The 22,329-nt window shown below is 67.9% G+C and carries 22 protein-coding genes; 10 read left to right on the plus strand and 12 right to left on the minus strand.

Annotated features, from left to right (window positions below; all coding sequences use genetic code 11):
* The first annotated feature begins 11 nt into the window (after positions 1-11).
* Positions 12-710, plus strand: coding sequence for a thermonuclease family protein (locus AMYHA_RS26360; RefSeq protein WP_084037063.1), 699 nt, complete (start codon positions 12-14; stop codon positions 708-710).
* On the opposite strand, the gene AMYHA_RS10720 is transcribed toward AMYHA_RS26360, so the two are convergent.
* Positions 637-1,710: an IS630 family transposase gene (locus tag AMYHA_RS10720; protein ID WP_084037065.1), complete on the minus strand. Its 1,074-nt coding sequence runs from the start codon at positions 1,708-1,710 to the stop codon at positions 637-639. The genes AMYHA_RS26360 and AMYHA_RS10720 overlap by 74 nt on opposite strands.
* 265 nt (positions 1,711-1,975) lie before the next feature.
* On the opposite strand from AMYHA_RS10720, the gene AMYHA_RS27875 reads away from it, so the two are divergent.
* On the plus strand, positions 1,976-2,098 hold the full coding sequence (locus tag AMYHA_RS27875) for an excalibur calcium-binding domain-containing protein (RefSeq protein ID WP_231104690.1): 123 nt from the start codon (positions 1,976-1,978) through the stop codon (positions 2,096-2,098).
* A gap of 21 nt (positions 2,099-2,119) precedes the next feature.
* Here the strand turns inward: AMYHA_RS27875 and AMYHA_RS10725 are convergent, their stop codons facing one another.
* The 4 genes from AMYHA_RS10725 to AMYHA_RS27550 are packed head-to-tail and all read right to left on the minus strand — an operon-like array spanning position 2,120 to position 6,219.
* Positions 2,120-2,944 (minus strand): lipoate--protein ligase family protein, encoded by an 825-nt coding sequence (locus AMYHA_RS10725; protein WP_034270567.1) that lies wholly within the window; start codon positions 2,942-2,944, stop codon positions 2,120-2,122.
* A gap of 10 nt (positions 2,945-2,954) precedes the next feature.
* The gene (locus tag AMYHA_RS10730; protein ID WP_034270569.1) at positions 2,955-4,169 is read right to left on the minus strand and encodes an MFS transporter; all 1,215 of its coding nucleotides are present in this window, start codon (positions 4,167-4,169) and stop codon (positions 2,955-2,957) included.
* Positions 4,170-4,198: 29 nt separating this feature from the next.
* A complete protein-coding gene (locus AMYHA_RS10735; RefSeq protein WP_051399755.1) occupies positions 4,199-5,911 on the minus strand; it encodes a sodium:solute symporter family protein in 1,713 nt (570 codons plus the stop codon).
* On the minus strand, positions 5,908-6,219 hold the full coding sequence (locus AMYHA_RS27550) for a DUF4212 domain-containing protein (RefSeq protein WP_231104691.1): 312 nt from the start codon (positions 6,217-6,219) through the stop codon (positions 5,908-5,910). The genes AMYHA_RS10735 and AMYHA_RS27550 overlap by 4 nt, the downstream gene beginning before the upstream one ends.
* A gap of 239 nt (positions 6,220-6,458) precedes the next feature.
* Between AMYHA_RS27550 and AMYHA_RS10745 the strand changes: the two genes are divergently transcribed.
* The 5 genes from AMYHA_RS10745 to AMYHA_RS10765 all read left to right on the plus strand — a co-directional run bounded on the left by AMYHA_RS10745 (position 6,459) and on the right by AMYHA_RS10765 (position 11,164).
* Positions 6,459-6,890, plus strand: a complete 432-nt coding sequence (locus AMYHA_RS10745; RefSeq protein ID WP_231104693.1) for a hypothetical protein — start codon at positions 6,459-6,461, stop codon at positions 6,888-6,890.
* A gap of 162 nt (positions 6,891-7,052) precedes the next feature.
* A complete protein-coding gene (locus AMYHA_RS10750; RefSeq protein ID WP_034276730.1) occupies positions 7,053-7,397 on the plus strand; it encodes a hypothetical protein in 345 nt (114 codons plus the stop codon).
* A complete protein-coding gene (locus AMYHA_RS10755; RefSeq protein WP_034270574.1) occupies positions 7,394-9,100 on the plus strand; it encodes a sodium/solute symporter in 1,707 nt (568 codons plus the stop codon). The genes AMYHA_RS10750 and AMYHA_RS10755 overlap by 4 nt, the downstream gene beginning before the upstream one ends.
* Entirely contained in the window at positions 9,097-10,371 is a 1,275-nt protein-coding gene (locus AMYHA_RS10760) for a histidine kinase (protein ID WP_034270577.1), read from the plus strand. Before AMYHA_RS10755 ends, AMYHA_RS10760 begins: the two co-directional genes overlap by 4 nt.
* Before the next feature lie 4 nt (positions 10,372-10,375).
* Positions 10,376-11,164, plus strand: coding sequence for a LytR/AlgR family response regulator transcription factor (locus AMYHA_RS10765; RefSeq protein WP_034270580.1), 789 nt, complete (start codon positions 10,376-10,378; stop codon positions 11,162-11,164).
* Between the two features lie 14 nt (positions 11,165-11,178).
* On the opposite strand, the gene AMYHA_RS10770 is transcribed toward AMYHA_RS10765, so the two are convergent.
* The gene (locus AMYHA_RS10770) at positions 11,179-12,327 is read right to left on the minus strand and encodes a DegT/DnrJ/EryC1/StrS family aminotransferase (protein ID WP_034270582.1); all 1,149 of its coding nucleotides are present in this window, start codon (positions 12,325-12,327) and stop codon (positions 11,179-11,181) included.
* Complete coding sequence (locus tag AMYHA_RS10775) at positions 12,324-13,319, minus strand: SDR family NAD(P)-dependent oxidoreductase (protein WP_034270585.1); 996 nt, start codon at positions 13,317-13,319, stop codon at positions 12,324-12,326. Before AMYHA_RS10775 ends, AMYHA_RS10770 begins: the two co-directional genes overlap by 4 nt.
* Positions 13,320-13,677: 358 nt before the next feature.
* Here AMYHA_RS10775 and AMYHA_RS10780 point away from each other — a divergent pair, with 358 nt between their 5' ends.
* Positions 13,678-14,976 carry an aspartate aminotransferase family protein gene (locus tag AMYHA_RS10780; protein ID WP_231104694.1) on the plus strand — a complete coding sequence of 433 codons (1,299 nt, stop codon included), beginning with the start codon at positions 13,678-13,680 and terminating at the stop codon, positions 14,974-14,976.
* A 35-nt stretch (positions 14,977-15,011) separates the two neighbouring features.
* On the opposite strand, the gene AMYHA_RS10785 is transcribed toward AMYHA_RS10780, so the two are convergent.
* Positions 15,012-15,812, minus strand: a complete 801-nt coding sequence (locus AMYHA_RS10785) for an IclR family transcriptional regulator (protein WP_084037067.1) — start codon at positions 15,810-15,812, stop codon at positions 15,012-15,014.
* 40 nt (positions 15,813-15,852) lie between these two features.
* Here AMYHA_RS10785 and AMYHA_RS10790 point away from each other — a divergent pair, with 40 nt between their 5' ends.
* Both AMYHA_RS10790 and dmpG read left to right on the plus strand, forming a co-directional pair.
* Positions 15,853-16,773, plus strand: a complete 921-nt coding sequence (locus tag AMYHA_RS10790) for an acetaldehyde dehydrogenase (acetylating) (protein ID WP_034270588.1) — start codon at positions 15,853-15,855, stop codon at positions 16,771-16,773.
* Positions 16,773-17,813, plus strand: a complete 1,041-nt coding sequence (gene dmpG / locus AMYHA_RS10795; RefSeq protein WP_034270591.1) for a 4-hydroxy-2-oxovalerate aldolase — start codon at positions 16,773-16,775, stop codon at positions 17,811-17,813. Before AMYHA_RS10790 ends, dmpG begins: the two co-directional genes overlap by 1 nt.
* A gap of 19 nt (positions 17,814-17,832) precedes the next feature.
* On the opposite strand, the gene AMYHA_RS10800 is transcribed toward dmpG, so the two are convergent.
* From AMYHA_RS10800 to AMYHA_RS25645, 4 genes are all read right to left on the minus strand, one after another.
* Entirely contained in the window at positions 17,833-18,090 is a 258-nt protein-coding gene (locus AMYHA_RS10800) for a putative acetyltransferase (RefSeq protein ID WP_034270594.1), read from the minus strand.
* A 94-nt stretch (positions 18,091-18,184) separates the two neighbouring features.
* Positions 18,185-19,087 (minus strand): hypothetical protein, encoded by a 903-nt coding sequence (locus tag AMYHA_RS10805; RefSeq protein ID WP_157362011.1) that lies wholly within the window; start codon positions 19,085-19,087, stop codon positions 18,185-18,187.
* Between the two features lie 183 nt (positions 19,088-19,270).
* Entirely contained in the window at positions 19,271-19,921 is a 651-nt protein-coding gene (locus AMYHA_RS10810) for a Crp/Fnr family transcriptional regulator (RefSeq protein ID WP_034270600.1), read from the minus strand.
* Positions 19,922-20,051: 130 nt separating this feature from the next.
* The gene (locus tag AMYHA_RS25645) at positions 20,052-22,175 is read right to left on the minus strand and encodes an adenylate/guanylate cyclase domain-containing protein (RefSeq protein ID WP_051399756.1); all 2,124 of its coding nucleotides are present in this window, start codon (positions 22,173-22,175) and stop codon (positions 20,052-20,054) included.
* Between the last annotated feature and the right edge of the window lie 154 nt (positions 22,176-22,329).

Consider the following 22,329-nt stretch of genomic DNA (forward strand, 5'->3'; position numbering starts at 1 on the left):
GATCGTGCTGTATGGCAGCTCTGTTCGGATTCTTTCTGCTCGGGACGATCCTCGTCGTGATCTTGGCGTTCGTCAGGGACAGCCCGGTGCGTCAGTGGTACGCCGGTCGTCAGCACCCTGGCCGAACGGTTGGTCTGGCCATTGTTGGGTGGGTACTCGTCGCCGCTGTTCTGGCCTCGGAAGCGTCGGAGGAAACATCTGGTAGCCCGACCGCGAGCACGTCCACACACTCCGAGACGACGACACCACAAGCCACGAAGTCCGAGAAAGAGCAGAAGGAGAACGCGCGGCCGGCCGGTGCACCAGCCAAGGCTCCGGCGGACGTGCAGAAGGCAAAGGTACGTCGCATTGTCGATGGGGACACGCTAGAACTTGTCGCAACAAGCCGACAGGGCCCGCTACCCAGCAATTCCCAGGTCGATGTCCAGTTGCTTGAGATCGATACACCGGAAACGAAGCACCGAAGCAAGCCGGTGCAATGCTACGGCCCCAAGGCGACCGCTCACGTGAAGAATCTAGTGCGGCCGGGCAGCACTGTTTGGGTGCAGCGTGACGAGGAATTGCGCGACCAGTACGGGCATTACCTCCTGTATCTCTGGAACGACAACGGTGTCTTCGTCAACCTCAATATGGTGGCTAGTGTCGCGTGTTTGAAGTCGTTTGACGATTTGCTTTCTTCAGGATCTGGTCTGGAGTTTTGGTCCAGATGAAGGGGTGGCAGCGGTCGTTCCAGCCGGTGATGAAGGCGCGGATTTTGGTGTTGAGGTCGCGCACGGAGCGGAAGCTGCCGCGGTGGATGGCTTGGCGTTCGATGATGCCGAACCACACCTCGACCAGGTTGAGCCACGACCCGGAGGTCGGGGTGAAGTGCACGTGGATCCGTGGGTTGGCCGCCAGCCAGTCGCGGACCTCGACGCGCTTGTGGGTGGCGTAGTTGTCCATCACCAGATGCAGTTCACGATCGGGATAGGCCTTGGCGACCTGCTTGAGGAAGGCGAGGAACTCCTGATGCCGGTGCCTTGGTTTGCAGGCCGCGGTCACCGTGCCGGTGGCGATCTCCAACGCGGCGAACAGCGTGGTGGTGCCGTGGCGGACGTAGTCGTGGGTCCGCCGCTCGGGACGTCCGGGCTGCATCGGCAGCATCGGCTGAGTCCGATCCAGCGCCTGGACCTGCGACTTCTCATCGACGCAGAGCACGATCGCGTTCTCCGGAGGCGCCAGATACAGCCCCACCACATCGGTGACCTTGGCGACCAGCTCCGGGTCGGTGGAGAACTTGAACGTCCCGGCCCGCCAGGGCTGCACGCCGTACGCGCGCCACGCCCGGGCCACCGTGCCGTTGCTGATTCCCAGCCGGGCAGCCAACAGCCGACTCGACCAGTGCGTCACCCCGAGCTTCTTCGGTGGCGGCTTCAACGTCGCCGCCACGACTTGGCGATGATCTATCGCCCGCGGCCGACCCGAGCGCGGCTCATCGTGCAAACCGTCGATACCCAAACTCTCGTAGCGTTCCCGCCAACTGATCACCGTCGGCCGCGACACCCCCACCCGCTCGGCGATCGCCGTATTCGACACCCCCTCGGCGGCCAGCAACACGATCCGAGCCCGCTGCACCAGCCCAGCACGCACCGATGAACTCCGCGTCAACGACACCAGCCGCTCACGATCACCATCACGCAACACCAGAGCAGCCGCAGCACGATTCGCCATGCCGCATTCTGACACTCACCGAACCGTCAAACCACTATCGACACGCGACACTAGCGGTCACGCGAAGGCAGTGCTGAACCAGCCAAACGATCTCCACTGGAAACAAATCAAGGCTGCTGGCCGAAAGGCGAAATCACGCGAAGCCGGTCTGTGGGGCGCATGCTCGCACTTCGGAGCGCGGAAGTACACGCCAAAGCCGGAACCTGAGCCGCAGCCCGAACCGCAACCGCAGCCTGCACCTAAACCCCAACCAGGTCCGGGAGTGGTGAGTTACCCCTACCCGCCGGACAAGGACTGCGGCGAGATCTCGGAGCGCAACTTCCGCGTCCAGGAAGGCGATCCGCACCGGTTCGATGCCGACGGCGATGGCATAGGTTGTGAAAGTTAGGGGCGATCCTTGCGACGCGGTTCAAGTGATCCGATGGTCGGGGAGTAGACCTTCTGCGGTGCGGGTTGCCTCGCCATCCACAGTGATCGGCGTGAGGACGTGATCGGCGTCGTACGCGGCGAGGACTGCCGTTTCCAGCAGGTCGAGCGACACATCGGGTGCCTCATCGCGGATCGAGCCGACTGAGGCGATGTCGAACGGCAGATCGAGTGCTCGGTACACGCCGGAGAGCACCGCGCGGAGCACTTCAGCGTCGTCGTGGATCGCCACCGCGCTGAACAACCACGCACCTTTGATGACGCGCTGCGCGGTTCCGACCAGCTTCACCGAGCCCCGGGCGTTCACGCTGTACGCGCCAGGGCAGTACTCGCCCGGCACCTCCCCAACCCGGGCGTCGATCCCGAACTCGGACAGCACTTGCGCCCACAGCTTGCCGTAGGTGGCGAACCGCTCGTCCATGCCGCCGAGTGTCTCGGCGTGCGGGTGAATGTGGTCGAGCACCAGCGAGTGCTCCGTGTAGGCGACGGCGCGCCCGCCTTGCGGTCGCACCACTGGGGTAAACCCGGCCGCGCGGGCGGCGTCCACGGCGGCGGGAAAGCCCGGTCGCCGGGTGTCCCGCCTGCCGAACGCCACCACTCGGGACTGCGGCCGGTACGCCCGCAGCACCGCACCAGGGATCTCGGCGTCGAGAGTGGGGGACACAGCGTCGAGCGTGGGGGACACGGCGCTGGGTTCGGGGGACACGGTGCCCGAGGAAGTGGCGCCGACTCGCCGCAAGAGCGCGTGCGTCACGGCGACATCCCATGCCGGGTCCTTCACACCAAACGCGCCACGCAGCAGATCCACGCGAGCAAGACTACGACGCCGGCACCCGCCGGTCCCGCGTTACCCAGACCGTCGCGCCCCACGCCAACACCGCCACACCGGCCAGCGCCGCGATCAGCACCTGCTGGCCAGCCTGCGTCACCAGGGCCGCTGCCGCGACCGGACCGGCCAGACCCGCGACACCCCAGCCGCTGAAGACCATGCCGTAGCTGGTGCCGAACCGCGCGGCGGGCACGGTGTCGGCGGTGGCTACCGGGGTGAGCACAGACAATGCGCCGTACTGCGCGCCGAGCGCGAACAGTGCGGACAGCGCCAGTGCGGGCACGTCCTGCGGGACCAGTGCTATCAGGGCCGCCAGCAGCAGGAACGCCGTGCCGTGCAGCGTGGCCGGGTAGCCCGCGATGTCGGCCAGCGGCCCTGCCGCCAGCCGTCCCAGCACGTTGCCCGCGTTGAGCAGCGCGACGGCGGCGACCACGAGCGCGGGGTCGCCCGCGAACGCTCCCGCGTGGGCGAACGCCACCAGCGCGGGGAGGCTGCCCAGTGAGAACAACACCCACAGCGCCAGTACCGCGCGGCGTGGGACGGCGGCGGCAACTCCGGGGTCACTCGGCACGCCACGAGTGGCGCGAGCAGTCGAATCCGACGTGCCACCACCCGTGGCGGTCGGGTCCGTGGCGGTAGCCGCCGCGCCCGCACCCGGCAGCAGCGCGGCCGATCCCAGCAGCGCTAGACCCAGCAGCCCGGCGAGCACGAGGAACGTCCCGGCACGCCCGGCCGCAGCTAGCAGCCACGCGGCGATCGGAGCCAGAATCACAGCGCCCGCCGCGTAGGCGCTCACCACGAGCGCCACCGCCCGCCCGCGTCGTCCATGGCCGCCAGCGCCTGCAGGTCCACCCGGGTCATCCACCGTGCCCGCTACGCGCACCGCCGTGCCGTAGCCGACTCCGGTCGTCAACCCGAGCACCACCCCGAACCCGATCAGCAGCACCGGAACTGACGATGCCACCGCGCACAGCATCAGTCCGGCCACCACCCCGGCGGCAGTGACCACCGCGAGCACTCGGGGCGCTACGGCGTCGGCCAGCCTGCCGCCGAGCAGCACGCCGGTGGTGAACAGCGCGAGCCCGACCGCGAACACGACGCTCAGCGACGGCTCAGCCACCGCGAGTTCGGCGGCCAGTGTCTCGGTGAACGTCGACCAGATGAACAGCGGACTGACCGCGACGTCGAGCAGGGCCGCGCCCATCAGGACGCGGCCCCGCTGACTGAGTCGACCTACGATGTGCCTCCTTCGGGGCTGCCGGACTCGCCCGCTGGCGCCGTCCGGGAGCCGGACTGAGCGGTCACGGCCGGGTACCGCATGTTTTCGACCATCTCCTCGATGTGCTTCGGCGGGGGCGAGGTCAGCTTCGAGACGATGACCGCCACGATGAAGTTGACCGCCGCACCCACGGCACCGATGCCCTGCGGGCTGATGCCGAGGATGTAGTCGTTCGCCGTCGTTCCGAACACGTCCAGCGTCCAGATCATGTACGTGATCGTGAACCCGAGACCGACGACGATGCCTGCCGCGGCGCCCTTCGCGTTGCACCGCTTCCAGAAGATCCCGAGCACGATGGCTGGGAAGAAACTGGCCGCGGCCATGCCGAACGCGAACGCCACCACTTCCGCCACGAACGCGGGCGGGTTGATGCCCGCGACGATCGCGACGACCACCGCCAGTGCCATCGCGATCCGGCCGACCAGCAGCCGCTCGTTGTCGTCGGCGTGCTTGCGGATCCGCCGGAAGTAGAAGTCGTGCGACACCGACGAGGAGATCACCAGCAGCAGACCGGCCGCCGTGGAGAGCGCCGCCGCCATACCGCCTGCCGCGACCAACCCGATGATCGGCGCCGGCAGGCCCGCGATCTCGGGGGAGGCCAGCACCAGGATGTCGTTGTTGATCGTCAGGTCAGCGCCGTCCGCCGCGCTGTTGCTGACCGAGTTGATCGTTTCGGCATCGGGAGCGATGGTAACCAGCCCGGTTGTCGCCCAGTTGTTGATCCACTGCGGTAGCGCGTCCACGGCGGTGCCCTTGACGCCTTCCAGCAGGTTGAGCTTGGTGAACGCGCCAACGGCCGGGGCCGTGGTGTAGAGGATGGCGATGAACAGCAGTGCCCAGAACGCCGAGTGCCGCGAGCCCCGCACCGTGCGGGTGGTGTAGAACCGGATGATCACGTGCGGCAGACCGGCGGTACCGATCATCAGCGCCAGCGTCACCAGGAACATGTTGATCATCGGCTGCTGGGCGAATGCCTCGGTGTACTGCTCGAGGCCCATTTCCGCGCCGATAGCGTTCAGCTCATCCAGGATCGTGCCGAACGACACCTGCGGGATGGGGAATCCGGTGACCTGCTGGGACACCGCGACCGCGGGGATCAGGTAAGCGACGATCAGCACGGTGTACTGCGCCACCTGGGTCCAGGTGATGCCCTTCATGCCGCCGAGCACCGCGTAGATGAAGATGATGCCCGCAGCGATCAGCACACCGCCGGTGAGGCCGATGCCGAGGAAGCGGCTGAACACGATGCCGCCACCGTTCATCTGGCCCACGACGTAGGTGAACGAGATGATGATGGCGGCGGCAGCCGCCACGGTGCGCACCGTCTCGTTGTACCGCTCACCGACGAACTCGGGGACCGTGTACTTGCCCCATTTCCGCAGGTAAGGGGCGATCAGCATAGCGAGCAGCACGTAGCCACCCGTCCAGCCCATCAGATACACCGAGCCGTCGGAGCCGAGGAACGCCAGCAGGCCGGCCATCGAGATGAACGACGCGGCCGACATCCAGTCCGCCGCGATCGCGGCGCCGTTGGCCACCGTCGGTACGCCGTGCTTGGCGACGTAGAAACTCTCCGTCTCGCTGACCCGGCTGCGCCAGGCGATGTAGATGTAGACGCCGAACGACAGAACGATGAAGATCGTCGTCCAGAGCTGGATCTCGCTCACAGTCGCTCACCATCCCCGTCGCGCTCGCTGACGCCGTACTCGTCGTCAAGCCGGTCCATCCGGATGGCGTAGATGAGGATGAGCACCAGGAATGTGTAGATCGAACCTTGCTGGGCGAACCAGAAACCGAGTGGGAAGCCCGCGATCTCGATCTTGTTGAGCTGCTCGACGAACAGGATGCCGCAGCCGAAGGACACGATGAACCAGATGCTCAGCAGGATCACCATGAGCCGCAGGTTCTTGCGCCAGTACTCACGGCGCCAATCCCCCTCGGGTGGGCTGTGTTCGTCATACTTCGAATGCGTCACCGTCGAGTCTCCTTTCGAGCCTTTCGCGCGCTTAGCGCAACGCCAGGTCGCGGGCAAGATCAAGGAAGACCGCCCCGGTGGCTGGGTTGGGTTCCCGAACGGTCACGGGCCGCCGCGAACGTGACGCGGCGCACACGGGCAGCCGTTCGCGTCGCCGTACCGGCCGCCCGGAAGCGGTAGCTGACCGTTGGGGAACGAACGCTGTCGGCGTGGCCTACGTCACTCCTAAGCTGCCGGACATGTCATCGGTTACCACAGCGGACAGGACTCGCCCGGCTCGTCGGCGGATCATGCACGTTGGCAGTGGTGGAATGATCCTTGGTGGGCTGCTCATCGTGGTTGGTTCGCCGATGCCCTGGGTGTCGACTCCGGTCGGCAGCCTGTCCGGTGCCGCTGGCGCGGGGCTGTGGACGTTGTGCGCGGGCTTCCTCGCGATCGCGGGTGCGCTTATCCCGCGTCGTCGAGTGGCGTTCGTCCACGCCGTTATGCCGGGGGTCGCAGCAGCACTGATCGTGTGCTGGCAGCTCGTCAGGATGGTGCAGATCAGCGTCGGCACCGACGCCTGGGGCAAGCTGCTGCCGGGCATCGGTTTGGTGCTCGTAGGGGGAGGCGCGGTCGTGCTGCTGCGTTCGGCGAAGCGGATCCGTGACGCGGGACAACCCGCCAACTAGCACCGGCTAGCCGGGACTAGCCCTGACTAGCACCGACTAGCTCCCGACGACGCCGGTCGACCGTCCTGCGGCTGACCTCCGGCTTTGTTCCGATACGTGTTCCGGGCGAACCGTTTGCTGGCTAGGGTGCGTGATGTGCGCGATACCGGTGCTCCTTCACCGTTGAACGATGACGATGGCCAGTGGGCCGCCGTCATCGGCGACGACTACGACATGCCAGCCGACGTCGATGCGTCGTTCCGCACGGTGCGCAAAGTCGCCGTCGGGCACTTTGCGGTGTTCCTCTGCGTCGTGGTCGGGGTACCGGTGCTGACGCTGACCGTCGACTGGTGGTCGGGCGGCAGGCTGATCGGCGGGATGAGCCCAAGCTTCGTCATGGCGGCCTTCGGGCTGTACGTGTTTTTCTTCGCGCTGGCGGCGGCCGCCGCGACGCTGTCGAACGGGGTGGAGGAACGCATGCTCGGCGCCCAGGAGCGGGAGCCGGTGGACGAGAGCGACGACTCATGACGGTCGCCAGCATTATCGCGCTCACGGTGCTGCTGCTCGCGGTCACCGTGCTCGCCCTGGTACTGCGGCCCGGCAGGGCGTCCACCCTGGAGTTCTACCTCGCTGGCAGGCGGGTTGGCGTCGCGACCAACGCCTGCGCGATCTGCGGCGACTACTTCTCCGCCGCGTCGTTCCTCGGGGTCGCGGCGGCGGTGTATGTGTCCGGTTTGGACGGTATCTGGTATGCGACGGGGTTCGCGGCGGGCTTTGTGCCGGTGCTGCTGTTCGTCGCTGCCCCATTGCGGCGGTTCGGGGAGTTCTCCATCCCGGACTTCCTTGGCCGCAGGCTCGGCTCCGGCCGCATCCGGCTGATCGCGGTCTGCGTCGTACAGCTGATCATCCTGTCGTACTTGGTCCCGCAGGCCGTCGGCAGCGGCATCACCTGGGAGTTGCTGGTCGGGGAGGGTGTGCTGGGCCTGACGCCGTACGCCACCGGCGTCGTGCTGTCCACCGTGGCCATTACCGCGCTGGTCGTGCTCGGCGGGATGCGCGGCACGACGTGGACGCAGGCGGTGCAGTTCCTGCTGCTACTCGCGGCGTTCATCTGGCTCACCGTGGTGGTGCTTGGCTCCGGGTTCAGCTACCCGGATGCCGTGGCCGAACTGGATTCCGAACCGCTCGCCAACCCCGCGTTCGCCGGTGGCGAGTGGGGGCTGGCGACCGAGTCGAACCGGCTCGACACCGCCGAGCCAGCGACGTTCGGCGAGCCGGGCGGGCGGTACGGCCCGTTCGGGCAGCTCACGCTGATGGTGACGCTGGTGATGGGCACCGCTGGCCTGCCCCACATCATGAACCGCTACTTCACCAGCCCCACCGGCACCGCCGCGCGGATGACGACGGTGTGGGTGCTCGGCTTCGCCGGGTTGTTCTACACCCTCGCGGTGCTGCTCGGCACGGCGTCCCGGTCGCTCATCGCGAAGTCCGTCGAGAGCCATCCGTGGCTAGCGGAGCTCACCGTGGACGGTGTGCTGCGCGTGCCCGAGCATGCGCCGCTGGTGCTCGGCCGGATCTTCGGCGGCGAGGCCGGGTTGGGGTTCATCGCGATCGGCGCGTTGATCGCCGTGATGTCAACCATCGCCGGGTTGCTGCTCGCCTCGGCGGCGTCCTGGGGCCACGACGTCTACGAGCGCCACATCAACCCGAGCGCGAGCCAGCGGCAGGCGGTGTGGGCCGGACGCGGCGCGGTGATCGTGGTGGCGGTGTTCTCGGCCGCGCTTGCGCTCGGGCTGCGGCCCGACTCGCTGACCGCGCTGTTCCCTTCGATCGTGGCGACCATGGTGACCTGGGCATTCGCGCTGGCAGGCTCCGCACTGGCGCCGGTATTCATGCTGGCGATCTGGTGGCGCGGCACGACCTCGCGTGGCGCGGGGGCTGGCATGATCACCGGAGCGGTTACCGCGATCGGCATGTTCACCAGCGCCACCCTGACCGGGGACAATGGCGTCGGTGAGGTGCTGCTCGCGCCGACGATCGTGGCCGCGCCACTGGCCACTCTGGTGACGGTGGTGGTGTCGCTGTGCACGCCAACGCCGAAGGATGTGGACCGGATGTGGCTGCGGCTGCACGGCACCGCGGCCGACCGGCGAGCCGCGCGGCTCGCGCGGCTGACCATCGCGGGCGTCGGTGGCGTTAAGGGCGTCAAGGAAGACAGGAGCGAGCGATGAGCAGGGGAAGTCTGCCGCTGGCAGGCGCGATGATCCTCGCGTGGGGACTGGTGTACCTGGTTACCCAGCGCGTGCCTGATCCGCCGCTCGAAGTCGGCGTCACGATGCTGATCGGCGTCGCGCTCACCGTGGCGTTGACCATCGGCTATCCCTCCGCGTTGCGGGGTCCGCGCAAGCCTCGCCCGCCGCGCCAGCCCGGCAGGCACGGCCGCACCATCGCCGCCGTCGGAAGGTCTATGCCGCTGCGGTCCGGGTTGACCACCGAGGCGGCCGAGCGTGCTGTGGCACTGCTGCATCCGCTGCTCGGCGGGGACGCGGTCGCGATCACCGACCAGGAGCGAGTGCTGGCGTTCGTCGGGCCTGGCTCCGATCACCACACCGTCGGCGACGCGCCGCAGACCGAGTCGGCCTCCCGGGTGCTGGCCAGAGGCAAGACCAGCGTCGTCCGCAGCAAGGCGAAGCTGGGCTGTCCTGAGCAGGACTGCCCGCTACGCAGCGCCGTGCTCGCGCCGCTGTCCATCGGCAAACGGGTGGTCGGCACGCTCAAGGTGTACCGGCTCGACGAAGTCCCACCGCCGCGTGAGCTGGTCGAAGGGCTCGCCGGCATCCTGTCGCTGCACCTGGAGCTTGCTGAGCTGGATCGGGAACGCAAGCTCGCCGTCGACGCGCGCCTCGACGCGCTGCGGGCGCAGATCAACCCGCACTTCCTGTTCAACACGCTCAACACCATCGCCTCCAAGGCGCGCACCGACCCGGAGGAGGCACGGCGGCTGCTGCTGCGGCTATCGGACTTCTTCCGCTACGCGGTACGCCAGGACGGGCAGCTTGTTGAGTTCGGGCAGGAGTACTACTTCGTGCGCACCTACGTGTCGCTGGAACAGGCCCGCTACGGTGACCGGCTCAATGTGCGCTACGACATCGACCCGCAGGTGCTCACCGCGAATGTTCCGGTACTGACCGTGCAGCCGCTGGTGGAGAACGCCGTGAAGCACGGAATCGCGGACAAAGTCGACGGTGGCACGGTGTTGCTCAAGGCTCGGGTCGACCCGCTGACCAGGACGACGTCGATCCGCGTCGCCGACGACGGTGTTGGAATCTCGCAGGAGGTGCTTGACCGGCTGACCACGAGGGACGGTGCGGCGAATGGGGGAGTAGGTCTCAGCAACATCTCGCAGCGCTTGGAAGTGCTGTACGGCGAACGCTATCGTCTCGACATCCAGTCGAATGACGGCGGCGGCACCGTTGTCGAGCTCCAGATTCCGTTGAGGTGATCGAGTGCGCGCCCGTTGCCTGATCGTCGATGACGAGGCACCAGCCAGGGCGGAGCTGCGCTACCTCCTCGGTGGCTTCGACCAGGTACAGGTCGTGGGGGAGGCTACGAACGCGGAGGAAGCGCTCGTGCTGCTGCGCTCGCTCGACTACGACATCGTGCTGCTCGACATCCGGATGCCAGGTGGTACCGGCATCGAGGTCGCCGAGGCGCTGCGGTCGGGACCGCACCCGCCGAAGGTCATCTTCACCACGGCGTACCCGGACTACGCGCCGGACGCGTTCGACCTCGACGCCGCCGACTACCTGGTCAAACCGTTCGACGCCGAACGTCTCGGCAGGGCGCTGACACGGGCACTCGCCCCGGCGCAGGGCGACACCGATGGGGAGTCGACGCCCGCACAGGGCATCCCGGCGGCCCCCGCTCCCGCGACGCCCCCTGCCCCGGCGTCGCACCCGGATCCGCTGGGCCGGATCCCGGTGCAGCAGGGCGACCGCACGGTACTGGTGGACTCCTCGTCGATCATCTTCGCCACGGCAGCGCGGGGATACTCCTATCTGCAGCTGTCCTCGGAGCGGGTGCTGGTGAGCTTCTCACTCAACGAATTGGAGCGCAGGCTCGGCGGACACTTCTACCGCACGCACCGGTCGTACCTGGTGAATCTGGACCACGTGCGGGAACTGCGCCCCGACTTCAAGGGCGCCCTGGTGCTGGTCATGGACGACCAGCGCCGCAGCCGCGTTGAAGTCTCCCGGCGCCACGTCCGCGATCTCAGGAAGCTGCTGGGGCTGTAGTCCGGGATGCTTGATCACGTCCTTGCGGGATGCCGCCACCGGAACAACTCGGTCAACGCGCGGAGGACCGTGGCCTGGTCGGCCTCGGTCAGCTGCGTGGAGCTCGGCAGCGACAGTCCTCTGCGGTACAGCTTCTCGCTCACCTCGCCGCCGAGTCGTTCCGCCGACCGGTACGGGGCCTGCGCATGCAGTGGCGGCCACACGCGCCGTGCCTGGACATCTCGCTCGGCGAGCGCGGAGACGACGTGCTCCGGTCCCAGCATATTCTCGTAGATCAGCAGCGAGTACAGCCAGTACGACGGGTTCGCCCATGACGCGCGGGGCGCCACGCTGAGTGGCAGGCGACCGAGACCGTCTGAGTAGCGGCGGGCGATCCCGCGCTTCGTACGTACGGCGTCGTGTAATCGCTCCAGCTGCGCGAGCCCCACCGCTGCCGACAGATTGTTGAGCCGATAGTTGTAGCCCACGGTGTCATGGTGGTAGGTCGTGCGGCCCAGCTTGGCCTGATTCGTCAGGTGCTGCGCCCGCGCGGCCAGCTCGGCATCGGCGGTGACCAGCATGCCGCCACCGCCGGAGGTGATGATCTTGTTGCCGTTGAACGAGAAGCAGCCGATATCGCCGACCGTGCCCACTCCCATCCCGGCAGCCGCGCCGGAGCACCACTCCGCGCCGAGAGCCTCGGCCGCGTCCTCGACGATCAGGATGCCGAACCGGTCCCGCAGCTCCAGCAGTGGCTCCATGCGCGCCGGGTGCCCGAACACGTGCACGACCTCGACGACGTCGGGGATTCGCTCACCTCGGCGGGCGCGGCGGCAGACCTCGTCGTGCAGCAGTTCGGTGTTCATGTTCCAGGTCGCGCACTCGCTGTCGACCAATAGCACGTCGGCGCCGGTGTAGGTGACGGCGTTGGCCGATGCGATGAACGTGAAGTCGGATACCGCGACGAGACGTCCTGGCTGCGCACCCGCGAGCCGGAGGGCGACGTGCAGCGCCGCCGTCCCGCTCGCGCACGCGACAGCGTGGCTGGCACCGACCGTGGCGGCGAACATCTTCTCGAACCGTTCCACGAACGGTCCGACCGAGGACACGTAGCCGCTGTCGACGCACTCCCGCAGGTACTGGGCCTCGTTGCCGGTGAATGTCGGCTCGCTGAGCGGAATCATCGCTGGTACCGCGTGGCTCGGTGGGGATCGGTCCGTGGTGTGAGCCAGCGGACGGTTTCGGCGAGGCCTTCGCGCAGCGTGGTGCCCGCCTGCCACTCAAGCAGTTCCTTCGCTCCGCTCGGATCGGACAGCAGGACCTGGACTTCGCTCGCCTCCGGCCGGATGCGTTCGGTATCGGAGACGACCTCGGCGTCGGTGCCGGTCGCCTCGCAGCACAGCGCGAAGAGGTCACCGATGCTGACCGCCTCTCCCGTGCCGAGGTGTACCGTCTCGCCGCGCGGCAGGTCGGCGGTCGCCATCCGCACGTAGCCGTCGACCGTGTCGGTCACGAAGGTCAGGTCTCGCTGCGGGGCCAGGTTGCCGAGCCGCACACTCGTCGCGCCGGCGAGCAGCTGACCGAGGATGGTGGGGATGATCGCGCGCGCCGACTGCCTCGGGCCGTACGTGTTGAACGGACGCAGCGTGACGACGTCGGTGTCGAATGTCCGGGCGTATGCCTCGCACAGCTGGTCGGCGGCGATCTTCGTCGCGGCGTAGGGGGACTGCCCCCGCAGCCGGTGACTCTCGGCGATCGGCACCGACTCCGGTGTGCCGTACACCTCGCTCGTCGACGTGTTGATCACGCGGACGTGTGGGCTGTCCCGCACGGCCTCGAGAACGTTGAGTGTTCCGTTGATATTCGTTTCCACGAACGACGCGGGTGCCTGATAACTGTAAGGAATGGCGATCAGCGCGGCGAGGTGAAAAACGATATCGATCTCGCTCATCGCGTCGTGCACGAACCGTCTGTCACGGATGTCGCCGAGCTTCACGTCGAGGTTCGACAACTGTTCTGACGTCAGTTCGTCGAGCCATCCTAACGAGCAGTGTGAATTGTATTCACAGAACGCTGTCACCCGCGCTCCCTCGGCCATCAAACGTTCCGTGAGGTGGCTTCCGATAAAGCCGTTCGCGCCGGTGACAAGGACGCGTGCTCCGGAAAGATCTGTCATTAAGATTCCTTTTCGTCTCTGGTGGAGACACAGTCGTCGCGGCCGCCGTATCGCATCGAGGATGCGGTCGGGATCAGCGCGGTTGATAGGTGCCGAGTTCTGTCGTGTTCCGCCGCGGTGGCGATGTCCGGTCAGAATCGACCGTGACAGACAACATCTGTGAATTGTGCGAATCGTTGCGTGGAACAAGACTCTTGACGAAATGATTCCCGCGTCGTAGCGTGTTTCATATACTGAGTCGTATGTTCTATTTTTGATGTTGACCGGTTCCGCCGGGTGCGCGCGGGGCATATACGCCCGTCACTCCCGTAGTAGAGATGAGGACCCTTAGCGGTCATTCGCATGCCCGGAGGTATCTGTGCATAACACTGGTGAGGCCGTCAGTACGATTACACAAGATCTAGATCAATCCGGCGAACTCCGGCGCCGGGCACGGGAGCGAACCCCCGGTGGCGTGCATTCCAATGTTCGGCTCGACGGCCCGGATGTCGTTCTCGCCCGCGCCAAGGGATCGCGCCTCCACAGCGTCGACGGCGTCGATTATGTCGACTACCTGCTCGGTCAGGGTCCCGCGCTCTACGGGCATGCCCCGGAATTCCTGACTTCGGCAGTCCACGAAGCGTCCTGCGACGGCCTGATCTTCGGCGGGCAGAGTGAGCTGGAGGTTCGCGCGGCGGAATTGGTGTGCGAGACGCTCGGCTGGGCGGAGATGGTGCGCTTCGGGCTCACCGGAACCGAGGCGGTGCAAGCCGCGTTCCGGCTCGCCAGGGCGGTCACGGGCCGCACCCATGTCATCCGGTTTGAGGGGCACTATCACGGTTGGCTGGACAATGTCCTCCTCGCTGACCATGACGGTGCGTGGGAAGCGGCGAGCGCGGGACAGGTGGCGTCGCATCTCGATGACTTCACGGTGCTGCCCTGGAATGATGCCGACGCGCTCGGCACCGTGCTGGAGCGAGACGGTGAGCGGATCGCGGCCGTCATCATGGAGCCGGTCATGATCAATTCCGGTGTGATCGAACCCGAAACCGGTTATCTGGAACGGGTGCGCAGGATGTGTTCGCGCCACGGGGTCGTGCTGATTTTCGACGAGGTGATCTCCGGTTTCCGGGTCGGTCCCGGTGGTGCCGCTCGTCGTTATGGCGTGACACCGGATCTGGCGCTCTACGGCAAGGCGTTGGGCGGTGGATATCCGGTCTCCGCGCTCGCGGGCCGCGCGGATCTGTTGAATCGCATCGGAACCGGCGAGGTCAACCATTCCGGCACATTCAACGCATGGGCGCCCGGAATGGCGGCGGTGATCGCCACGCTCGAACATGTGCGGGATGAACCGCCGTACACCAGTATTATGGCGCACGGCGGGAAACTGATGGACGGCATCCGGGAAATCGGAGAATCGTTCGGGGAATCGTTGCGAGTCGAGGGTCTCCCGGTTGCGTTCCATGTGTCGTTCGGCGATGTCGAAGTCACCGATTATCGTAGTTTGCATCAGCTCGATCTGAAACGCTACGCGAGTCTCGCGTCGGTACTCGTCGAGCATGGGGTCTGGGTGGCGCGCCGAGGTGTCTGGTTCGTGTCAGAAGCGCATGGGTCCGCTGAACTCGATGATGCGCTGACACGATTCGAAATGGCGTTCAAAGACTGGCTCGGCCGCTGAACCAAAAGTCTTGTTCCGAAATCGGATGCGCGGTGCTAGCGGACCGTCCGGGAGAGCGTGAGCGCGGCTGTGCGAACAGCGGGGGCGAGTCGTTCGGTGCGCATGCGGTTGACCCACCCGGCCACGGAGATCGCCGCTACCGCTCGGCCGTCCGCGGCCACGACCGGGCTGGCGACGCACACGGTGCCGATGCTTGACTCCTCGTGCTCGTACGCCGCGCCGTCCGCGGCGATCGTGGTGAGCTGCCGACGCAGCAGTGCGGGCGAGGTGATGGTCCGCCTGCTGATGCGGGGCAAGCCCGCGTCGATCACCGCATCGATGACGTCGTCCGGCGAGAACGCCAGGATCGCCTTACCGACGCCGGTGGCGTGTGCTGGGAATCGCCCGCCGATGCGGGACGGCAGCCTCGGCGCGTCCGGGCCTCGCACCACGTCGAGGTAGACGACCTCGGTGCCTTCCAGTATCGCGAGGTGCACGGTGTTGTGCGTGGCTTCGCGGAGGTCGGCGAGCAGCGGGCGGGCGGTGTCGACGAGCCCGCGCTGCCGGACGGCGAGCTGGCCGATCTCGAACAGCTTCAGGCCGAGCCGCAGCGCGGGACCCTCTCGTTCCAGTAAGCCGTGCTCGACCAGATGCCCAGACAGCCGGTGCACGCTGGTCTTCGGCAGCCCCGTCCGGCGAGCGAGCTCGGACACCCCGATGGCATCGTCGCCTGGCCGGAATGCCGCGAGCAGCGCGGTGAGCCGGGCGGCAGTGGACGGGTCGGCGGCCGCGACACGTGGCGGCTCAGGCGACGCGGTGCCTGCCGGGCCACTGTTGTTCCGCTGAGCGGTACGCATGCGTTGAGTGTGCCGCACCCGGGCGCGCACCGTAAGACCCATGAGTACGGACACAGCCGTGGCCGCGATCGTCGGCCCGGGCAACATCGGCACCGACCTGCTGGCGAAGCTCCGCCGCAGCGAGTTGGTCGACGTGCGGTACATGGTGGGTGTGGTGCCCGAGTCTGACGGGCTTACCCGCGCGGCGGAACTCGGGCTGGAGACATCGGCCGATGGCGTGGACTGGCTGCTGACCCGAGACCGGCTGCCGGACTTGGTGTTCGAGGCCACCTCGGCGAAGGCGCACGCCGCCAATGCGCAGCGCTACGCCGAAGCGGGCATCACAGCCGTCGATCTCACTCCTGCGGCGCTCGGCCCGTTCACGTGCCCGGTGGTCAACATCGGCGATCAGCTGGACGCACCGAATGTCAACATGATCACCTGCGGCGGGCAGGCGACGATCCCGATCGTGCACGCCGTCTCCCGCGTCACCCCGGTGCCGTATGCGGAGATCGTGGCGTCGGTGTCGTCGCGCTCGGCGGGTCCTGGCACTCGCGCGAACATCGACGAGTTCACCGAGACCACAGCAGCCGGGATCGAGAAGGTCGGCGGCGCGGCCAAGGGCAAGGCGATCATCATCATCAACCCGGTCGAGCCGCCGATGATCATGCGGGACACGGTGTTCTGCGCGATCGACCCAGATGCCGACCGGGACGCGATCAGCGAGTCGATCCACCGCATGGTGTCTGACGTGCAGGTGTACGTGCCGGGTTATCGGCTCAAGGCGGACCCGCAGTTCGACGACCCGCAGCCGAACTGGAACGGCCGCGCACGGGTGGCGGTGTTCCTCGAGGTCGCTGGCAACGGTGACTATCTGCCCACCTACGCGGGCAACCTCGACATCATGACCGCCGCGGCATCACGAGCGGGCGAGTTGCTGGCCGAGAAGATCATCTCCGACCGGAAGGCGGTGCGGGCCTGATGGGCACGTGGGACGACACCGAGCGCGAGGTCAGGCTCGTTGACACCTCGCTGCGCGATGGCAGCCACGCGATGGCGCACCAGTTCACCGAGGCCAACGTCCGCGACACGGTGCGGGCGCTGGACGACGCCGGGGTGTCGCTGATCGAGGTCAGCCACGGCGACGGCCTGGGCGGGTCGACGTTCAACTACGGGTTCTCGCTGGTCGACGAGCGCACGCTGATCTCAGCCGCCGTCGACGAGGCCCAGCGCGCGAAGATCGCCGTGCTGCTGTTGCCTGGCCTTGGCACGGTCACCGACCTGCGCGCCGCCGCGGATCTGGGGGCGGGCGCTGTCCGCATCGCCACTCACTGCACCGAGGCCGATGTGTCGATCCAGCACTTCCAGGCCGCCCGCGACCTGGGCTTGGAGACGGTCGGGTTCCTGATGCTCTCGCACATGTCGACCCCGGAAGATCTGGCGAAGCAGGGCCGGATCATGGTCGATGCCGGGTGCCAGTGTGTCTACGTGGTCGACTCGGCGGGTGCGTTGATCTTGGAGGACGCCGCCGACCGGGTGGCCGCGCTGGTCGCGGAGTTCGACGGCCAGGCGCAGGTCGGCTATCACGGGCACCAGAACCTGTCGTTCGGTGTGGCCAACTCGGTGCTCGCCTACCGTGCGGGCGCCCGGCAGATCGACGGCTCGCTGGTCGCGCTCGGTGCTGGCGCGGGCAACTCGCCCACCGAGGTGCTCGCGGCGACGTTTCACCGGCTCGGCATCACCACCGGGGTCGACAAGGACGTGCTGATGGATGCCGCCGAGAACGTGGTCAAGCCGTTCATCACCCGGCTGCCGGTGATGGACCGGTCGTCGATCGTGCAGGGTGTGGCCGGGGTGTACTCGTCGTTCCTGCTGCACGCCGAGCGCGCGGCGGAACGCTATGGTGTGCCCGCGCACGAGATCCTGTACCGCTGCGGCGAACGCCGCTACGTCGGCGGCCAGGAGGACATGATCATCAATATCGCGCTGGAAATCGCCGAGGAACGACAGGCGACGGTGTAGTGCGGCGTCGGGGCGGCGCTCAGCCAGAGCGTCGGCGCGGCCACGCCTGCGGCACCACCTTGCCTGCCACGAGGGTATCCGCGTCGAACTCGACCAGCTGACCGTCGCGCCTGCGGACGGCGATCCGTCCTTCAGCCCAGGTCTCCAGCACGCCCACGACGTCGGTGAACCTGTCGCCCGCGGTGCGACGCCGCAGCGACACCCGCTTGCCGACGTCGTCGGGCGTGACCGCAACCGTCAGACGGAACCCCGCGGCGGGTCGGTGGTCATCCTGCATGTGTGTCGTCCTGGTCTGGAAGCGAGCTGGTGGGGCCGACCTTACCCGCGCCTGCTCCTCCCGGCGTGTGCCAGGAGGAGCAGGTCAGTGTGGGCTAGTAGGCGCAGATCGCCTGAGCCACGATGAAGTCCCAGTCCGCGCTGGTCGGTGAGGTCTCCACCGCGTGCGCCATCACGCGACGCAGGTCGTTGTACGGGTAGACGACCTGCAGCCCGACACCGGCCGGAGCGTTGCCACTCGTTGCCGCGCCCGCGCCGTGCACGCGCTTGCCGCTCGGGCAGCTCGCGGTGGCGGTCTTGGTCGATTCCGAATCCCGCTCCGACGACTCCCCGTAGACGACCTCGTAGCCGTACGGCCGGTTCACGCACACCGCGTATGCGGTGACGTTCCACTTGCCGCTGTAGCCGTTGGCCTCTTCGCGTGCCTGCGCCCGGGTGATGTCGCCGGGGCCGGATGCCCGTGCGATCTGCAACGCGACTTCGCCGGTCGAGGCGTAGTTGATCCGCGCGCCGGAGCCGATCGCTCGCTTGCCCGACGGGCACACCGCCTTGGCGTGCTGCTTTTCCTGCGAGGAGTACGACGTCGTGCCGGTGACGATCTGGTGCCCGGACATCGGATCGGCGCAGATCGCGTAGGCCTGCACCCACCAGTTACCTGACGTGTAGATGATCTCCTCCGCGGTGACTCTGTAGCCGTCGCGATAGCTGTCGAACGGCCGCAGCTGGGTCAGTGCGAGGTTGTCCTCGGCGTACCGATCGACCGCGTGCACCCAGCCGCCGCCACCCACGATCTGCTTGCCGGACGGGCAGCGCGCCGTCACGGTCTTCGACGCCTGCGAGTCGGTTGCCGAGGCCGGCGAGTGCACCTTCTCCAGCCCGGTGACGGCGGACGCGGAGGTGGCCGTGGTCAGCTGCACCGCTCCCAGCGCACCCGCCACCAGGACCATGCCCATGGCTCTGCTCACCCAGCGAGCCAGGTTCCGATTCCTGCTGTGCATGTCTGAACTCCTTCGTGCTCTGCGGTGCCGCCCTCGCGGCACGTCGCACACTCTCGCCGCGGCACCCCAGTGACGTCGTTGCGCGCGGACACGGAGACTCCGTGTTCGTGGACACGGAGCCGGGCGGCCGGACTGCGTGTGGGGTGAGCCGGCAGCACCAGCGGGCGGCCGGTCAGCAGGAGGTCAGCGCAGGGCGCGGGTGTCGTGCACCGTGATGCGTCCCCGGCTCAGCGTGAGCACACCGCGCGCCTCAAGCGCGCGCAGCACGCGGTTCGCCGTCGCCCGCGTTGTGCCGGCGATGCCGGCGACGTCGTCCTGCGTGAGCTGGATTTCCGCCGTTGCCGACGTGTCGGCGTAGAGGTCGGCGAGATCCGCGAGACGCCGGGCGATGCGCTTGTCGACGGGCAGGTACAGCGCGTCGAGCACCATCGAGGACAGCCGCCGCACGTAGCTGGCCAGCGTGCGGGTGAGGAACCGGTCGATCGCCGGATGCCGTTCCCGCAGTTCGAACAGGTCGGTGCGGAACAGTGCGATGGTGTCGGTCTGCTCCAGTGCCTCGACCGTGGCGCTGCGCCGGGCGTCCGGGTCGAGCAGCGCGAGCTCCCCGAACGCGTCACCCGGCCCGAGCAGCGACAACGTCGCGACGTCGCCCATCGGCGTCGTCACCCGGACGGCGACCCGACCGGACAGGATCAGGTGCAGGCAGTCGCCGGGGTCGCCCTCGTGGAAGATGACCTCGCGGCGGCGGAACCGGCGCGGCTTGGCCGCGTCGAGCAGTCTGCGGCGCTCCGGCTCGTCGAGGTCCTGGAGCACGGGCAACTCGCTCGGAATCATGCGTGCGCTCCCTGCGTCGCCGTCTTGTCGCCGGTGTCCTTGTCGGCCGGTCGAGAGTGTGATCACGTGTTCCGGCTCAGCCTAATGGCTCATGGGGTGACGGCACGCGCGACGCATGCCCTCGGTCCCGTCATCCCGTCGTCAGCGTATCCAGCACGAACACCGGCACCGGGTCGCGTTTGCCCTTGACCGTGACCGACCCCCGCTCGGACACCGCGGCGTCGTCACCCAGGCAGGCGCGGGTGCCCGGACCGATCACCACTTGGCCGGGCTCTGCCAGCCCCTCCAGGCGCGCGGCAAGGTTGGTGGTGTCGCCGATCGCCGTGAAGTTGCGCATCTGGTCGGCGCCGATGTTGCCGACCAGCGCGGGTCCGGTGTTGATGCCGACCCGGAACCGGGGCCAGTCGTCGTGCCCTTCGGCCACCGCCGCGATGACCTCGTGGAGCCGCAGCCCTGCCCGCGCCGCGCGGAGCGCGTGATCGGGCTGGCGCACCGGCGCGTTGAAGATCGCCATCATGGCGTCGCCGACGAACTGCACCACGGTGCCTCCCGCGTCGAGCACGACCGGGACAGCGGCGCCGTAGTAGGTGTTGAGCATGGCGACGACCGCGTCCGGCGACGTGCGTTCCGCGAACGACGTGAAGCCGCGCAGGTCCGCCATCAGGACGGTCACCTCGGCGATCTCGCCGCCGAGGCCGGCTTGCGTGGGGTCCGCGAGCAGCGCGGTCGCCACCGCGGGGGACATGTACGACCGGAACAGCCCGTCGAGCTGGTGGTACAGCCGGGCGTTCTCCAGGGCGATCGACGCCTGGCTGGCGAACGACGCCAGCAGCGCGCGGTCGGCGTCCGCGAACTGTGAGCCGGGCCGGTGCGCCTCAAGCACCCCGGCGGGACGTCCTTTCACCGTCAGCGGCAGTGCCAGCGTGGCCCCGTCGGGGGAGGTGGTGAGTTCCAGCGTGTCGAGTGCCTGATCGGCGGCAGCGGACGGCGCGGTGTCGGCCAGGCTGGTGCCAGGACGGCTGGTGTCCGTCACCGTGCCGTCCGGCGCGGCGACTGGAAAGGACAGTTCTCCCGAGCGCAGTAGCCCCAGTCGTAGCCGGTCCTGCCGGAAGGCATCCGTCGCCAGCGACAGTATCCGCGCCAGCAGGTCGTCCTCCGCGCGGATGACGCTGGCTTCCCTGCCGACCGCGACCAGGTTGCCGAGTCGTCGTGCCTGCTCCCGTTCGTGCCCGAGCGCTTCCGCGGCCCGTTCCAGCACAGCCACTTGCCGCTCGGTCAGCCCGAACCGTTCCGCCAGTCGCGCGGCCTCGGGCGAAACCGGCCGCTCGTCGCCCGCCTCCCGGCGTCGCACGGCGTCGACCATCGCTTCGAGTGCCTCGGCGTAGTCCCGGCGCAGGTCGGCCACCGTCTGCTGCAGGCCGATGCTGTCGAACAGCCCGACCGACGAGCCTTCGCGGCGGAACTGCACATGGGCGCTATAGGCGATGAAGCAGAACGCCAGCGCCATCAGCACGTGCCACAGCCACCACGACGCCTGCCAGCCACGCGCGAACACCATCGTCGCCAGTGCCTCAGCGAGCAGCACGAACGCGGTCAACGTCGACAGCAGCACCACGGCGGGACGCCGCCGGTACAGCGCGAGATAGCGCAGCGCCGCCCCGGCGTAGAGCAGGCCACCGACGATCCCGAGCGTGCGCTGGCCCGCCGTCACGCTCGCCGGATCGGGCGGCGAGTCAAGGGGCGCGAACCCCGCCAGCGAGATCGCCGCCCACGCGAGCAGCAGTGCCCACGCCACGGCAAGCCACCACCGTCGGTCGCGCATGATCGCCGCCGTGCCGCGTTCGCTCCATTCCACCGCGGACAGTGCCGCGGTGACGCCGCTGAGCGTCAGGCCGACCGGCGTCGCGACGGCGAATCCGGTGTTGGCCGACTCCAGCAGCACACCCGGCGTCGCCAGCGCGTGCAGGCCGAGGAAACCCGCGCTGATCAGGAACGTCAGCGACACCAGGAACTGCCTGGCGTCGTCCCGGCGCAGCGCGGCGCGGCTGATCAGCATGCCAAGGATCGCGCCGACGACGGCGGTCACCAGCACCAGCACGAAGTGTGCCTCGCGGTCCTCCCACCGCAGGTCGAGTTCGGGCTGGGCGATCAGCAGCCACAGCGCGAGCATCGGCGCCGCGACGTGCAGCAGCCACACCACGACCCGCATCGCCGAGCCCCTGCCCACGGCGGCCGCCGGGTGCGTGGTGGCCATCGGACTACCTCCCTGTGGTGGGCCGGACATGCGACCGTGAGTGGTCCAGCAGAACACATACCTGCTCGCGGCACGGTTCGCATACTAGGTCGAACCGGTCAGACTTCCGCGACCGCACGAAGCGATGCGGCGGAGTGCTGAACGACGCTGTCGC

This window comes from Haloechinothrix halophila YIM 93223, assembly GCF_000504245.1.
Taxonomy (GTDB): domain Bacteria; phylum Actinomycetota; class Actinomycetes; order Mycobacteriales; family Pseudonocardiaceae; genus Haloechinothrix_A; species Haloechinothrix_A halophila.